This is a genomic window from Pseudomonas sp. Pf153, from assembly GCF_001269775.1.
Classification (GTDB): Bacteria; Pseudomonadota; Gammaproteobacteria; order Pseudomonadales; family Pseudomonadaceae; genus Aquipseudomonas; species Aquipseudomonas uvaldensis.
The window spans coordinates 232,185-245,758 of record NZ_LHVL01000012.1 but is presented as its reverse complement, the minus strand read 5'-3'; the positions used below and the strand labels follow the sequence as shown (position 1 = coordinate 245,758).

The window sequence follows — 13,574 nt, the reverse complement described above, 5'->3', positions numbered from 1 at the left end:
CTGACACACCGCTATCGCGAGCAGGCTCGCTCCCACAGGTTTTGATTGTGGATGTTCAGAAGTTCAGCTCAGGACATCCCCAGGCACCCGCACGACCCCTTCCATCAACACTCGCGCACTGCGGCTCATGATGGCTTTGTTCACGGTCCATTCGCCATTGACCTGGCTGGCCTCGGCACCGACGCGCAGGGTGCCGGACGGGTGGCCGAAGCGCACGGCGTTGCGCTCGGTGCCGCCGGCTGCCTGGTTCACCAGAGTGCCGGAAATCGCCGCCGCCGTGCCGATGGCAACCGCCGCCGTGCCCATCATGGCGTGGTGCAACTTGCCCATGGACAGCGCCCGCACCAGCAGGTCGATATCACCTGCCGCTACGGCTTTACCGCTGGAAGACACATAGTCCGCCGGCGGTGCGACAAACGCCACTTTCGGCGTGTGCTGGCGCTGGGCAGCTTCGTCGAGGTGCTTGATCAGCCCCATGCGCAAGGCCCCGTGGGCGCGGATGGTTTCGAACATCGCCAGCACCTTGGGATCGCCATTGATGGCGCCCTGTAGTTCGGTGCCGGTATAGCCGATGTCTCGGGCATTGATGAAGATGGTCGGGATCCCGGCGTTGATCAACGTCGCCTTGAGCGTGCCGACACCGGGCACGTCCAGGTCGTCCACCAGGTTGCCGGTGGGGAACATCGAACCGCCACCACCCTCCTCGTCAGCAGCCGGATCCATGAACTCCAGTTGCACTTCAGCCGCCGGAAAGGTGACGCCATCGAGTTCGAAATCGCCAGTTTCCTGCACCGCGCCGTCGGTGATCGGCACATGGGCGATGATGGTCTTGCCGATGTTGGCCTGCCAGATCCGCACCACCGCAACGCCGTTCTGCGGGATGCGACTGGCGTCCACCAGGCCGCTGCCGATGGCGAACGAACCCACCGCCGCCGACAGGTTGCCGCAGTTGCCGCTCCAGTCCACGAACGGTTTGTCGATGGACACCTGGCCGAACAGGTAATCGACGTCATGGTCGGCCCGGGTGCTCTTGGACAGGATCACGGTCTTGCTGGTACTGGACGTCGCGCCGCCCATGCCGTCGATCTGCTTTTCATACGGATCGGGGCTGCCGATCACCCGAAGCAACAAGGCATCCCGCGCCGGCCCGGGGACACGGGCGGCTTCGGGCAGGTCCTGCAGGCTGAAGAACACGCCTTTACTGGTGCCGCCACGCATATAGGTGGCGGGGATTCTGATTTGAGGGGCGTGAGCCATGGTGCGCCTACTCCTGAGTACTGAAACGAGATTTCAAACGGCCGCCGATTCGAGGAAGTCCTGGGCGAAGCGCTGCAACACGCCGCCGGCTTCGTAGATCGACACTTCCTCGGCCGTGTCGAGGCGGCAGGTCACCGGCACTTCGACGCGCTCGCCGTTCTTGCGAGTGATCACCAGGGTCAGCGTCGTACGCGGCGTCCGCTCGCCGATCACGTCATAGATTTCAGTGCCGTCGATACCCAGGGTCTTGCGATTGGTGCCAGGCAGGAATTCCAGCGGCAACACGCCCATGCCCACCAGGTTGGTGCGGTGGATGCGCTCGAAGCCTTCGGCGGCAATCGCTTCCACACCGGCCAGGCGTACGCCCTTGGCCGCCCAATCACGGGACGAGCCCTGGCCGTAGTCGGCGCCGGCAATGATGATCAGCGGCTGCTTGCGTTCCATGTAGGTTTCAATGGCTTCCCACATGCGCATGACCTTGCCTTCCGGCTCGACCCGCGCCAGCGAGCCCTGCTTGACCTTGCCGTTTTCCTGGACCATTTCGTTGAACAGTTTCGGGTTGGCGAAGGTGGCACGTTGGGCGGTCAGGTGGTCGCCCCGGTGCGTGGCGTAGGAGTTGAAGTCCTCTTCCGGCAGGCCCATTTTCGCCAGATACTCGCCCGCGGCGCTGTCCGGCATGATGGCGTTGGACGGTGACAGGTGATCCGTGGTGATGTTATCCGGCAGCACCGCCAATGGGCGCATGCCCTTGAGCGGTCGGGCGCCGGCCAGCGCGCCTTCCCAATACGGAGGGCGACGAATGTAGGTGCTTTGCGGGCGCCAGTCGTACAGCGGCGTGACTTTCGGCCCTGTGTCCTCCTGGATGGCGAACATCGGGATGTACACCTGACGGAACTGCTCCGGTTTCACCGAGGCCTTCACCACCGCTTCGATTTCCTCGTCACTCGGCCAGATGTCCTTGAGTCGGATTTCCCGGCCATCCACCACGCCCAACACGTCCTTCTCGATGTCGAAGCGGATGGTCCCGGCAATGGCGTAGGCCACGACCAATGGCGGCGAAGCGAGGAACGCCTGCTTGGCGTACGGGTGGATGCGTCCGTCGAAGTTGCGGTTACCCGACAGCACGGCGGTGGCGTACAAGTCGCGGTCGATGATTTCCTGCTGGATCACCGGGTCCAGTGCGCCGGACATGCCGTTACAGGTGGTGCAGGCAAATGCCACCACGCCAAAACCCAGCTTCTCCAGTTCCGGCGTCAGGCCGGCTTCGTCCAGGTACAGCGCCACGGTTTTCGAACCCGGTGCCAGGGACGACTTGACCCACGGCTTGCGGGTCAGGCCCAGGCGATTGGCATTGCGCGCCAGCAGGCCGGCGGCGATCACGTTGCGCGGGTTGCTGGTGTTGGTGCAACTGGTGATGGCAGCGATGATCACGGCGCCGTCAGGCATTTGCCCCGGCACCTCGTCCCACTGACCGGAGATCCCCTTGGCGGCCAGATCCGAAACCGCAACACGGGCATGGGGGTTGCTCGGGCCGGCCATGTTGCGCACCACCGAGGACAGATCGAACGTCAGGCCACGCTCATATTGCGCGCCTTGAAGGCTGTCGGCCCACAGGCCCACCTGCCTGGCGTAGGTTTCCACCAACTGCACCTGGGCGTCTTCGCGGCCGGTGAGCTTCAGGTAGTCGATAGTCTGCTGGTCAATATGGAACATCGCCGCCGTAGCGCCATATTCAGGGGCCATGTTGGAGATGGTCGCGCGGTCGCCCAGGGTCAGGGCGCGGGCGCCTTCGCCAAAGAACTCCAACCAGGCGCCAACGACTTTTTGCTTGCGCAGGAACTCCGTCAGCGCCAGCACCATATCGGTGGCGGTGATGCCCGCTTGCAGCTTGCCCGTCAGCTCGACGCCGATGATCTCCGGCAGACGCATCCACGAGGCGCGGCCCAGCATCACGCTTTCGGCTTCCAGACCACCGACACCGATGGCGATCACGCCCAAGGCATCAACATGGGGGGTGTGACTGTCGGTACCGACGCAGGTATCGGGGAACGCCACGCCGTCCCGTTGCTGAATCACCGGCGACATTTTTTCCAGGTTGATCTGGTGCATGATCCCGTTACCCGGCGGAATCACGTCGACGTTCTTGAAGGCTTTCTTGGTCCAGTTGATGAAGTGAAAACGGTCTTCGTTGCGCCGGTCTTCGATGGCGCGGTTCTTGGCAAACGCCTGGGGGTCGAAGCCGCCGCTTTCCACCGCCAGCGAGTGGTCGACGATCAGTTGGGTCGGCACCACGGGATTGACCTGCGCCGGATCGCCGCCCTGCCGGGCGATGGCATCACGCAGACCGGCGAGGTCTACCAGGGCGGTCTGACCGAGGATGTCATGGCACACCACCCGGGCCGGGAACCACGGAAAGTCCAGGTCACGCTTGCGCTCGATCAGTTGCAACAGCGATTCGTTCAGCGTGGCCGGGTCGCAGCGACGCACCAGGTTCTCCGCCAGTACGCGGGAGGTGTACGGCAGGCTGTCATAGGCACCAGGGCGGATGGCCTCCACGGCCCCGCGAACGTCGAAATAATCCAGCGAAGTGCCGGGCAGCGGTATACGAAATTCTGTGTTCATCGTCAGGACTCGGTCACGGTGGTTTCAGAGGGGCGGCGCAGCGACTGAAGTGAACTCGGTCCCCTGTGGGAGCGGGCTTGCTCGCGAAGGCGGTGTATCAGTCGGCATCGATGTTGGATGTCAGTTCGCATTCGCGAGCAAGCCCGCTCCCACAAGGGGTTTCAGATTCCGTCAGTTGCAGCGTCAGCGCCCCCCCAGCTCAGCGTTGTTCGATTGGCACGAACTTGCGCTGTTCGACGCCGGTGTATTCGGCGCTCGGGCGGATGATGCGGTTGTTGGCGCGTTGTTCGAACACATGGGCGGCCCAGCCGGTCAGGCGCGAGCAGACGAAGATCGGCGTAAACAACTTGGTCGGGATGCCCATGAAGTGGTACGCCGAAGCATGGTAGAAGTCGGCGTTGGGGAACAGTTTCTTCTGTTCCCACATGGTCTTGTCGATGGCTTCGGACACCGGGAACAGGACGGTGTCGCCCACTTCCTCGGCGAGTTTTTTCGACCAGCCCTTGATCACCTCGTTGCGCGGGTCGTTGTCCTTATAGATCGCGTGGCCGAAGCCCATGATCTTGTCCTTGCGCTCAAGCATGCCCAGCGTGCCCTTGATCGCCGCTTCCGGCGAGTCGAAACGTTCGATCATTTCCATTGCCGCTTCGTTGGCGCCACCGTGCAGCGGGCCGCGCAGCGAACCGATGGCGGCGGTGATGCAGGAGAACAGATCCGACAGGGTCGAGGCGCAAACCCGGGCGGTGAAGGTCGAGGCGTTGAATTCGTGCTCTGCGTAAAGAATCAGGGACACGTTCATGACCTTGACGTGCAAGTCGCTCGGCTTCTTGCCGTGCAGCAGGTGCAGGAAGTGGCCGCCGATGGATGGCTCGTCGGTCACGCATTCGATGCGCTGGCCTTCGTGGCTGAAGCGATACCAGTAGCACATGATCGCTGGGAACGCGGCGAGCAGGCGGTCGGTCTTGTCACGCTGCTGGGAGAAGTCCTGCTCCGGCTCCAGGTTACCCAGGAACGAGCAGCCGGTGCGCATGACGTCCATCGGATGGGCGTCGGCGGGAATTCGCTCCAGCACCTCTTTCAGGGCTTGTGGCAAGTCACGCAGTTGACGCAGCTTGCCGATGTAGGAGTCCAATTGCGCCCGTGTCGGCAGTTCGCCATACAGCAGCAGGTACGCCACTTCTTCGAATTGCGCGTCAGCCGCCAACTCACGAACGTCGTAGCCGCGATAGGTCAGGCCGGCACCGGACTGGCCCACGGTGGATAATGCGGTCTGCCCGGCCACCTGGCCGCGGAGCCCGGCGCCACTGAGTACTTTTGCTTCGGCCATTTGCTGTCTCCAGTTCTTGAATTTGTAGGGAATCGGCAAGTTGTAGAGGCGTGCCTTATTTCTTTGCGGCGAACAACGCATCGAGCTTCTGCTCGAAGGTGTGGTAGTCGATACGATCGTAGAGCTCCATGCGCGTCTGCATGGTGTCGATGACGTGCTGTTGCGTGCCGTCGCGGCGGATCGCGGTGTAGACGTTCTCGGCCGCCTTGTTCATGGCGCGGAACGCCGACAACGGGTACAGGACGAGGGACACATCGGCGCCGGCGAGCTGCTCGGTGGTGTACAGCGGTGTCGCGCCGAATTCAGTGATGTTGGCGAGGATCGGCGCCTTTACGCGACTGGCGAACAGCTTGTACATCTCAAGCTCGGTAATGGCTTCGGGGAAAATCATGTCGGCGCCGGCCTCGATGCACGCGGCGGCGCGGTCCAGGGCGGAGTCCAGCCCCTCCACGGCCAAAGCATCGGTGCGCGCCATGATCACGAAACTGTCGTCGGTACGGGCATCGACAGCGGCCTTGATGCGGTCGACCATCTCCTGCTGCGAGACGATTTCCTTGTTCGGACGATGGCCGCAACGCTTGGCGCCCACCTGGTCTTCGATATGGATGGCCGCCGCGCCGAATTTGATCATCGACTTGACAGTGCGGGCCACGTTGAACGCCGAGGAGCCGAAACCGGTGTCCACGTCCACCAGCAGGGGCAGATCGCAGACGTCAGTGATCCGCCGCACATCGGTCAGCACGTCATCCAGGCCGGTGATGCCCAGGTCCGGCACGCCGAGGGAGCCGGCTGCAACGCCGCCGCCCGACAGGTAAATCGCCTTGAAACCGGCGCGCTTGGCCAGCAACGCATGGTTGGCGTTGATGGTGCCCACCACTTGCAGCGGATGCTCGTTGGCGACCGCATCGCGGAATCGCTGACCTGGCGTGCTGTTGCTGGAACTCATGACTCACCTCGTTCAGTGGTGGCGCTGTCCTGGTAATGACGCGCGATGTTGCGTTTGGAAGCGCCGATGTGCCGGCGCATCAATAATTCGGCCAGTTCGCCGTCACGGTCGGCGATGGCATCGAGAATCCGGTGGTGCTCGGCAAAAGCCTGGCGTGGACGGTTGGGCGTGGTGGAAAACTGGATGCGGTACATGCGCACCAGTTGATACAGCTCGCCGCAGAGCATCTGGGTCAAGGTGCGGTTGCCGCTGCCCTGGATGATCCGGTAGTGGAAGTCGAAATCGCCTTCCTGCTGGTAGTAGCCGACCCCGGCCTGGAACGCAGCGTCGCGCTCGTGGGTTTCCAGGACTCGGCGCAGCTCGTCGATTTCTTCCAGAGTCATGCGCTCGGCCGCCAGACGACAGGCCATGCCCTCCAGGGACTCTCGGATCTCGTAGAGTTCCAGCAATTCCGCGTGATTGAGCGACACCACCCGAGCACCGACATGGGGTACACGTACCAGAAGGCGCTGGCCTTCCAGACGATGGATTGCCTCGCGCAGCGGACCGCGGCTAATGCCGTAGGTGCGAGCCAGCTCGGGTTCGGAAATCTTGCTGCCGGGGGCAATTTCCCCTTTGACGATAGCCGCCTGGATACGCCGGAAGACGTTCTCGGAAAGTGTCTCCGAGTCGTCCTGAACCATCGCCGGTGATTCGAGCTGGTCAAGCATATTGTCGACACCTTAAATATCAATGAAGCAAAAACTAACCAACTGACAGATAAACGTCAAAGAAAAAATGTAGATTGTCGACAATCTTCTGATGACCGCTGATAAGTGACCCACTGCAAAGGGCACCTCGTAGCCTCCGGCCAGCGGTGGCGTCAGAAAACCACCGTGCTAGAATGCCGCCGCTGTTTACTGCTCTTCTATCAATAGAGAAGGCTACCCAAGGAGCTTGTGCAGCAATGCCAGGGCCTGAACCGATAAACGGAACGCCGTGCACCAGGATCTATGACACTCAAGCCCTTACCTGCTGTTCTTTGTTTCATGTGCCTGCCCGTTTTTGCCGCGGCGGGTGAGAAAACCGTGTACGGCCTCAACGAATATGCCGCCCTGCAGGGTATCGACCTGGAGGTCGCCGCCAAGCTCGATACCGGCGCCAAGACCGCTTCGCTCAGTGCTCGAGACATCAAGCGTTTCAAACGCAATGGCGAATCCTGGGTGCGTTTCTACCTCGCTATCGACGCTGCTCATTCGCACCCCATCGAACGTCCCCTGGCCCGGGTCAGCAAGATTAAGCGCCGCGCAGGTGACTACGACCCGGAAGAAGGCAAGAAATACACGGCCCGGCCGGTTATCGAACTGGACATCTGCATGGGCTCCGCCTTGCGCAGCATCGAAGTGAACCTGACCGACCGCAGTGCATTCCAATACCCGTTGCTGATCGGCTCCGAAGCGCTCAAGCGCTTCGACGCGCTGGTCGACCCCAGTCTCAAATACGCTGCCGGCAAACCTGCCTGCGCCAATGCCGCTCAAACCGCAGAGTAATTCCAATGCGCTCCCTGACCCTCCATCTGAAAATGCTGATCGCCATCCTGGTGGTGCTGGGCCTGTCCGTGACGGCCTATCAGATTTTCGTGCTCGGCATTCCGGTGACCGAAGACGCTACCGACGACCTGTGGAACATCGACGCCAAGGTCGAGTTCGTGCCCAACGCCAAGGATCCCGTAAAGGTCCAGATGTTCGTGCCACCCCTGAGCCGCGACTATGTGAGCCTCAACGAGAGCTTCATTTCCAACAACTACGGCGTGGCGGTGAACCGGATCGACGGTAACCGCAAGGTGACGTGGTCGGCCCGCCGGGCCAAGGGCAACCAGACGCTGTATTACCGGCTGGTGCTGACCAAGCGCTACAGCGCCGAAAAGACCAAGGTCAAGGGCCCGACCTTCCGCGACAGCATCGCCGTCGAAGGCCCGGAGAAGATTGCCGCCGAAGCCTTGCTGGCGCCGATCCGCCAGCACTCGGCCGACGTGGAAACCTTCATCAGCGAGGCCATCAAGCGGGTCAACAACCTCAACGACGACAACGTCAAACTGCTGCTGGCCGGCGATGTTTCCTCGAGCAACAAGGCGAGGATCGTCGAACTGGTGCTGTCCATTGCCCATGTGCCGGTGGAAAAGGTCCACACCATCCGGCTGGTAGCCGATCAGCCGCAGACACCCGAACTGTGGCTGCGCAGCTTCAACGGCACCGACTGGCTGTACTTCAACCCGGACACCGGCGAACAGGGTCTGCCTACCGACCGCCTGCTGTGGTGGACCGGCGATGAAAACCTGATCACCGTCGATGGCGGCAAGAAAGCCACCGTGACCTTCAGCATGAACAACAGCGAAATGAACGCCATTCGCCTGGCCAAGCTGACGGACGAAAACACCGACGCCAACTTCCTCGAATACTCGCTCTACGGCCTGCCCCTGCAGACCCAGCAGACGTTCATGATCATGGTGATGATCCCGATCGGCGTGCTGGTGATCCTGGTGCTGCGCAACCTGGTCGGCCTGCAGACCCTCGGCACGTTCACCCCCGTGCTGATCGCCCTGGCCTTCCGCGAAACCCAGCTGGGCTTCGGCATCATCCTGTTCACGGTGATCACGACCCTGGGCCTGTCGCTACGTTCCTACCTGGAACACCTCAAATTGCAGATGCTGCCCAGACTGTCGGTGGTATTGACGTTCGTGGTGGTGCTGATCGCCGCCATCAGCCTGTTCAGCCATAAGCTGGGCCTGGAGCGCGGCCTGTCGGTGGCGCTGTTCCCGATGGTGATCCTGACCATGACCATCGAACGCCTGTCCATCACCTGGGAAGAGCGCGGCGCCGGCCATGCGATGAAAGTTGCCATCGGCACGCTGTTCGCCGCGTCCCTGGCGCACCTGATCATGAGCGTGCCGGAGCTGGTCTACTTCGTGTTCACCTTCCCGGCCATCCTGCTGATCCTGGTGGGCTTCATGCTGGCCATGGGTCGCTACCGTGGCTACCGCCTGACCGAGCTGGTGCGGTTCAAGGCCTTCGTCAAGGCAGACTCGTAATGTTCGGGCTCTGGAAGACCTGGAAGGCCCTGGAAGCCCGCGGCATCATGGGCATCAACCGGCGTAACGCCGACTACGTGCTCAAGTACAACAAGCGCAGCCTGTACCCCATCGTGGATGACAAGATCATCACCAAGGAACGGGCCATCGCCGCGGGCATTCATGTGCCGGAGCTGTACGGGATCATTTCCACCGAGAAGGAGATCGAAAAACTCGACTCGATCATCGGCGGGCGCACCGACTTCGTCATCAAGCCGGCCCAAGGCGCGGGCGGCGACGGGATCATTGTGATCGCCGACCGCTTCGAGGGCCGCTATCGCACGGTGTCGGGCAAGATCATCAGCCACGAGGAGATCGAGCATCACATCTCCAGCATCCTCACCGGCCTGTATTCCCTGGGCGGGCACCGCGACCGGGCGCTGATCGAATACCGCGTGGTGCCGGACCAGATTTTCAAAAGCATCAGCTATGAAGGTGTGCCGGACATCCGAATCATCGTGTTGATGGGTTATCCGGTGATGGCGATGTTGCGGTTGCCGACCCGCCAGTCCGGCGGCAAGGCCAACCTGCACCAGGGCGCCATCGGCGTAGGCGTCGATCTCGCCACCGGCCTGACCCTGCGCGGCACCTGGCTGAACAACATCATCACCAAGCACCCCGACACCACCAACGCAGTGGACGGTGTGCAACTGCCCTACTGGGATGGCTTCATGAAACTGGCCGCAGGGTGCTACGAGCTGTGCGGACTGGGCTACATCGGCGTCGACATGGTGCTGGACCAGGAAAAAGGCCCGCTGATCCTGGAGCTGAACGCGCGGCCAGGGCTGAACATCCAGATTGCCAACGACTGCGGCCTGACGTTGCGTACCCATGCGGTGGAGGCCCGCCTGGAAGAACTCAAGGCCCGGGGCGTGGTTGAAACCGTGGAAGAGCGCGTGGCATTTGCCCAAGAGTTGTTCGGGCATATCCCGCCGGTTGAAGGGTGACTTCTTTAACCTGTCCTGACGGCTGATACATAACCTGTGGGAGGGGATTTATCCCCTCCTACAGGGTCAAGCAGAGCTATTTCAGTCACCGGACGTACCCATCTCCGACATCCCTCTAGGAGCAAATCCTACAGGGGATTACAATCGCCCCCCCGCCTGAACGGCTGATTCGCCCCGCCCATGCCAACCTGCTCCGTACATGCTTTACCCTACCGCGCCAACCCTGCCGAGTACTTTGCGGCGATTCGCCATGCCCCAGGCAGCGTGCTGCTCGACAGCGGCCGTCCGAGTGCCGAGCGCGGACGTTATGACTTGCTCAGCGCCTGGCCGCTGGCGCAACTGGCGGTGTTACCGGACGAAAACGGCGCCCTGTTCCTGCAGCGCTTGCGCAGCCACCTGACAAAACTCGGGCAGGCGGCATTACCCGATACGCTGCAATTGCCCTTCGCTGGCGGCGTGATCGGCTACTTGAGTTATGACTTCGGCCGACACCTCGAAACCTTGCCGTCCCACGCCAAGGATGATTTACAACTACCTGACGCGCGTTTCGGCGTGTACGACTGGGCGCTGGTCACTGACCACCAGGTCGGCACCAGCCAACTGGTGTTTCATCCCCATTGCGGTGAAAGCGAACGCGAGCGCCTGATCGAGCTGTTCAGCCAACCGATCCCGGCGGCAGAGGTCACCTTCAAACTGGAAAGCCCCATGGCCCCCGACCTGAGCGCCGATGAATATCGACAGGCACTCGAACGGATCCAGGCCTATATCCAGGCGGGAGACTGTTATCAGGTCAACTTTGCCCAGCGCTTCCGCGCACCGTGCCGGGGCGATGCCTGGGCCGCCTACCAGGCGCTGCGTACCGCCTGCCCGACGCCGTTTTCCGGTTTCCAGAGCCTGCCCTACGGCGGCGCGGTGCTTAGCCTGTCTCCGGAACGCTTCGTCAAAGTCAGCGCCGGCCAGGTGGAAACCCGGCCGATCAAAGGCACCCGCCCCCGCGGCACCACGCCCGCCGAAGATGCGGCCCATGCCGCCGAGCTGCTGGCCAGCCCCAAGGACCGGGCGGAAAACCTGATGATCGTCGACCTGCTGCGCAACGACCTGGGCCGCACTTGCCGCATCGGCTCGGTACGGGTGCCGGAGCTGTTCAGTCTGGAAAGCTACCCGAACGTCCACCATCTGGTCAGCAGCGTGACCGGCGAACTGGCCGTGGGTAAAGACGCCCTTGACCTGATCGCCGGCAGCTTCCCCGGCGGCTCGATCACCGGCGCTCCGAAGATCCGCGCCATGCAAATCATCGATGAACTGGAACCGACCCGACGCGCACTGTATTGCGGATCGTTGTTATACCTGGACGTGCGCGGGGAGATGGACAGTTCCATTGCCATCCGCAGTCTGCTGGTCAAGGATGGACAGGTGTGTTGCTGGGGCGGTGGCGGGATTGTCGCGGATTCGGACTGGCAGGCGGAATATCAGGAATCAATCACTAAAGTGAAGGTGTTGCTGGAAACATTACAGAATTTGTAACCGGCCCCTGCTCGCGATAGCGGTCTGTCAGCAAAATCCATGGTGACTGAACTACCGCTATCGCGAGCAGGCTCGCTCCCACAAAGGTAGTGGTTACAGGCTAAGGGTGCGGTTCGACGCCTTGATAAACTCCTGCTTCAACTCGGCAAAGCTATGCACCGCCGGGAATTGCGGGAACTCACGGATCACATTCTCTGGGGCATGGAACAGAATCCCGGCATCGGCCTCGCCGAGCATCGTGGTGTCATTGTAGGAATCCCCCGCCGCGATCACCTGATAATACAAGCTCTTGAAGGCCAGGACCGACTGCCGCTTGGGATCTTTCTGACGCAATTGATAACCGGTCACCCGCCCGCTGTCGTCGGTAATCAGACGATGGCAGAGCAATGTCGGGAAGCCCAACTGGCGCATCAGCGGCTGGGAGAATTCGTAGAACGTGTCAGATAGGATGACCACCTGGAAACGCTCGCGCAGCCAGTCGACGAATTCGCTGGCGCCTTCCAGGGGCTTGAGCGTGGCGATGACTTCCTGGATGTCGGAGAGCTTGAGGCCATGCTCATCGAGGATGCGCAAGCGTTGCTTCATCAGCACGTCGTAGTCGGGAATGTCCCGGGTGGTCGCCCTGAGCGACTCAATACCGGTTTTTTCGGCGAAGGCGATCCAGATCTCCGGGACCAGCACACCTTCGAGGTCGAGACAGGCAATTTCCACAAGACACTCCCACTTATTCTGATGTTTATCGGTTGAGCGAACAAAGCCCTGCCGACTCTAGCCATTCGTCCGACCCCACGCAACGCACAGGGACGCGCCAGCTCCGACAGCTTTTGTTACCATCAGCCCCATATAGAGCGCCCAGCGCCACCGACCTGTAGGAAACCGCCCTGATGAGCCCATCGTTTGACGTCGTGGAACTCGCCACGACCTATGCCAACAAGTCTCCACAAGACATTCTCAAGCTGGCCTTCGCCGAATTCGGTGATGATTTGTGGATATCCTTCAGCGGCGCCGAGGACGTGGTGCTGGTGGACATGGCCTGGAAGCTGAACAAGAACGTCAAGGTGTTCAGCCTCGACACCGGTCGCCTGCATCCGGAAACCTATCGATTCATCGACCAGGTGCGCGAGCATTACAAGATCGATATCGAACTGGTCTCGCCGGACCATACGAAACTGGATCCGTTCGTGAAGGAAAAAGGCCTGTTCAGTTTCTACAAGGACGGCCATGGGGAATGCTGCGGTATCCGCAAGATCGAGCCGCTGCGGCGCAAACTGTCCGATGTCCGCGCCTGGGCCACCGGCCAGCGCCGCGACCAGAGCCCTGGCACCCGCAGTCAAGTGGCGGTACTGGAAATCGACACGGCGTTTTCCACACCGGAGCGCACCCTGTACAAATTCAACCCGCTGTCGCAGATGACCAGCGAGGAAGTCTGGGGCTATATCCGCATGCTGGAGCTGCCTTACAACAGCCTGCACGAACGCGGCTTCATCAGCATCGGCTGCGAACCCTGCACCCGCCCGGTACTGCCAAACCAGCACGAGCGCGAAGGTCGCTGGTGGTGGGAAGAAGCCACGCAGAAGGAATGCGGGCTGCACGCCGGCAACATCATTAGCAAGTCCAAGGTCTGAAACACCGTAACAAGCATTCCTGTACACAAAAATGTCACCCAAGGTGGCATTTTTTGTGTGCAACTTCTCATAACCGCACCAAAAAGTTACACCTCTGGCCTCCCTCCGCTCCGCTACCGTCCTCACGCACGTCTCACGAAAAATAAATACCTGTTCAAACGGTCAATTTAAAGCCACTTACTTTCAATTACTTAGCTCACGAAGATAACTAATCGAAATG

General features: G+C 61.3%; 11 protein-coding genes. 5 read left to right on the top strand and 6 right to left on the bottom strand.

Features of this window, described 5'->3' with window-relative positions:
• Positions 1 to 63 precede the first annotated feature (63 nt).
• From prpF to AD666_RS08915, 5 genes are all read right to left on the bottom strand, one after another.
• The gene (gene prpF, locus AD666_RS08935; protein WP_053150411.1) at positions 64 to 1,257 is read right to left on the bottom strand and encodes a 2-methylaconitate cis-trans isomerase PrpF; all 1,194 of its coding nucleotides are present in this window, start codon (positions 1,255 to 1,257) and stop codon (positions 64 to 66) included.
• 33 nt (positions 1,258 to 1,290) lie between these two features.
• Positions 1,291 to 3,879, bottom strand: a complete 2,589-nt coding sequence (gene acnD, locus AD666_RS08930) for a Fe/S-dependent 2-methylisocitrate dehydratase AcnD (protein ID WP_053150408.1) — start codon at positions 3,877 to 3,879, stop codon at positions 1,291 to 1,293.
• Positions 3,880 to 4,078: 199 nt separating this feature from the next.
• On the bottom strand, positions 4,079 to 5,206 hold the full coding sequence (gene prpC / locus AD666_RS08925) for a 2-methylcitrate synthase (protein ID WP_053150405.1): 1,128 nt from the start codon (positions 5,204 to 5,206) through the stop codon (positions 4,079 to 4,081).
• Between the two features lie 55 nt (positions 5,207 to 5,261).
• Complete coding sequence (gene prpB, locus AD666_RS08920; protein ID WP_053150402.1) at positions 5,262 to 6,152, bottom strand: methylisocitrate lyase; 891 nt, start codon at positions 6,150 to 6,152, stop codon at positions 5,262 to 5,264.
• Positions 6,149 to 6,862 carry a GntR family transcriptional regulator gene (locus tag AD666_RS08915; RefSeq protein WP_053150400.1) on the bottom strand — a complete coding sequence of 238 codons (714 nt, stop codon included), beginning with the start codon at positions 6,860 to 6,862 and terminating at the stop codon, positions 6,149 to 6,151. Before AD666_RS08915 ends, prpB begins: the two co-directional genes overlap by 4 nt.
• A gap of 282 nt (positions 6,863 to 7,144) precedes the next feature.
• On the opposite strand from AD666_RS08915, the gene AD666_RS08910 reads away from it, so the two are divergent.
• From AD666_RS08910 to pabB, 4 genes are all read left to right on the top strand, one after another.
• A complete protein-coding gene (locus AD666_RS08910) occupies positions 7,145 to 7,681 on the top strand; it encodes an ATP-dependent zinc protease (protein WP_053150397.1) in 537 nt (178 codons plus the stop codon).
• Positions 7,682 to 7,686: 5 nt separating this feature from the next.
• The gene (locus tag AD666_RS08905) at positions 7,687 to 9,219 is read left to right on the top strand and encodes an inactive transglutaminase family protein (RefSeq protein ID WP_053150393.1); all 1,533 of its coding nucleotides are present in this window, start codon (positions 7,687 to 7,689) and stop codon (positions 9,217 to 9,219) included.
• The gene (locus AD666_RS08900) at positions 9,219 to 10,205 is read left to right on the top strand and encodes an alpha-L-glutamate ligase-like protein (RefSeq protein WP_053150389.1); all 987 of its coding nucleotides are present in this window, start codon (positions 9,219 to 9,221) and stop codon (positions 10,203 to 10,205) included. Before AD666_RS08905 ends, AD666_RS08900 begins: the two co-directional genes overlap by 1 nt.
• A gap of 180 nt (positions 10,206 to 10,385) precedes the next feature.
• Positions 10,386 to 11,729, top strand: coding sequence for an aminodeoxychorismate synthase component I (gene pabB, locus AD666_RS08895; RefSeq protein WP_053150384.1), 1,344 nt, complete (start codon positions 10,386 to 10,388; stop codon positions 11,727 to 11,729).
• A 93-nt stretch (positions 11,730 to 11,822) separates the two neighbouring features.
• On the opposite strand, the gene thrH is transcribed toward pabB, so the two are convergent.
• Positions 11,823 to 12,440 (bottom strand): bifunctional phosphoserine phosphatase/homoserine phosphotransferase ThrH, encoded by a 618-nt coding sequence (thrH, locus tag AD666_RS08890; RefSeq protein WP_053150380.1) that lies wholly within the window; start codon positions 12,438 to 12,440, stop codon positions 11,823 to 11,825.
• 173 nt (positions 12,441 to 12,613) lie between these two features.
• Between thrH and AD666_RS08885 the strand changes: the two genes are divergently transcribed.
• The gene (locus tag AD666_RS08885) at positions 12,614 to 13,354 is read left to right on the top strand and encodes a phosphoadenylyl-sulfate reductase (RefSeq protein ID WP_053150377.1); all 741 of its coding nucleotides are present in this window, start codon (positions 12,614 to 12,616) and stop codon (positions 13,352 to 13,354) included.
• Positions 13,355 to 13,574 lie beyond the last annotated feature (220 nt).

Coding starts and splice junctions, on each gene's coding strand:
- AD666_RS08915 (WP_053150400.1), bottom strand. CDS start 6,862: ATGCTTGACCAGCTCGAATCACCGGCGATGGTTCAGGACGACTCGGAG.
- pabB (WP_053150384.1), top strand. CDS start 10,386: ATGCCAACCTGCTCCGTACATGCTTTACCCTACCGCGCCAACCCTGCC.
- AD666_RS08910 (WP_053150397.1), top strand. CDS start 7,145: ATGACACTCAAGCCCTTACCTGCTGTTCTTTGTTTCATGTGCCTGCCC.
- AD666_RS08885 (WP_053150377.1), top strand. CDS start 12,614: ATGAGCCCATCGTTTGACGTCGTGGAACTCGCCACGACCTATGCCAAC.
- AD666_RS08905 (WP_053150393.1), top strand. CDS start 7,687: ATGCGCTCCCTGACCCTCCATCTGAAAATGCTGATCGCCATCCTGGTG.
- AD666_RS08900 (WP_053150389.1), top strand. CDS start 9,219: ATGTTCGGGCTCTGGAAGACCTGGAAGGCCCTGGAAGCCCGCGGCATC.
- prpF (WP_053150411.1), bottom strand. CDS start 1,257: ATGGCTCACGCCCCTCAAATCAGAATCCCCGCCACCTATATGCGTGGC.
- prpB (WP_053150402.1), bottom strand. CDS start 6,152: ATGAGTTCCAGCAACAGCACGCCAGGTCAGCGATTCCGCGATGCGGTC.
- prpC (WP_053150405.1), bottom strand. CDS start 5,206: ATGGCCGAAGCAAAAGTACTCAGTGGCGCCGGGCTCCGCGGCCAGGTG.
- acnD (WP_053150408.1), bottom strand. CDS start 3,879: ATGAACACAGAATTTCGTATACCGCTGCCCGGCACTTCGCTGGATTAT.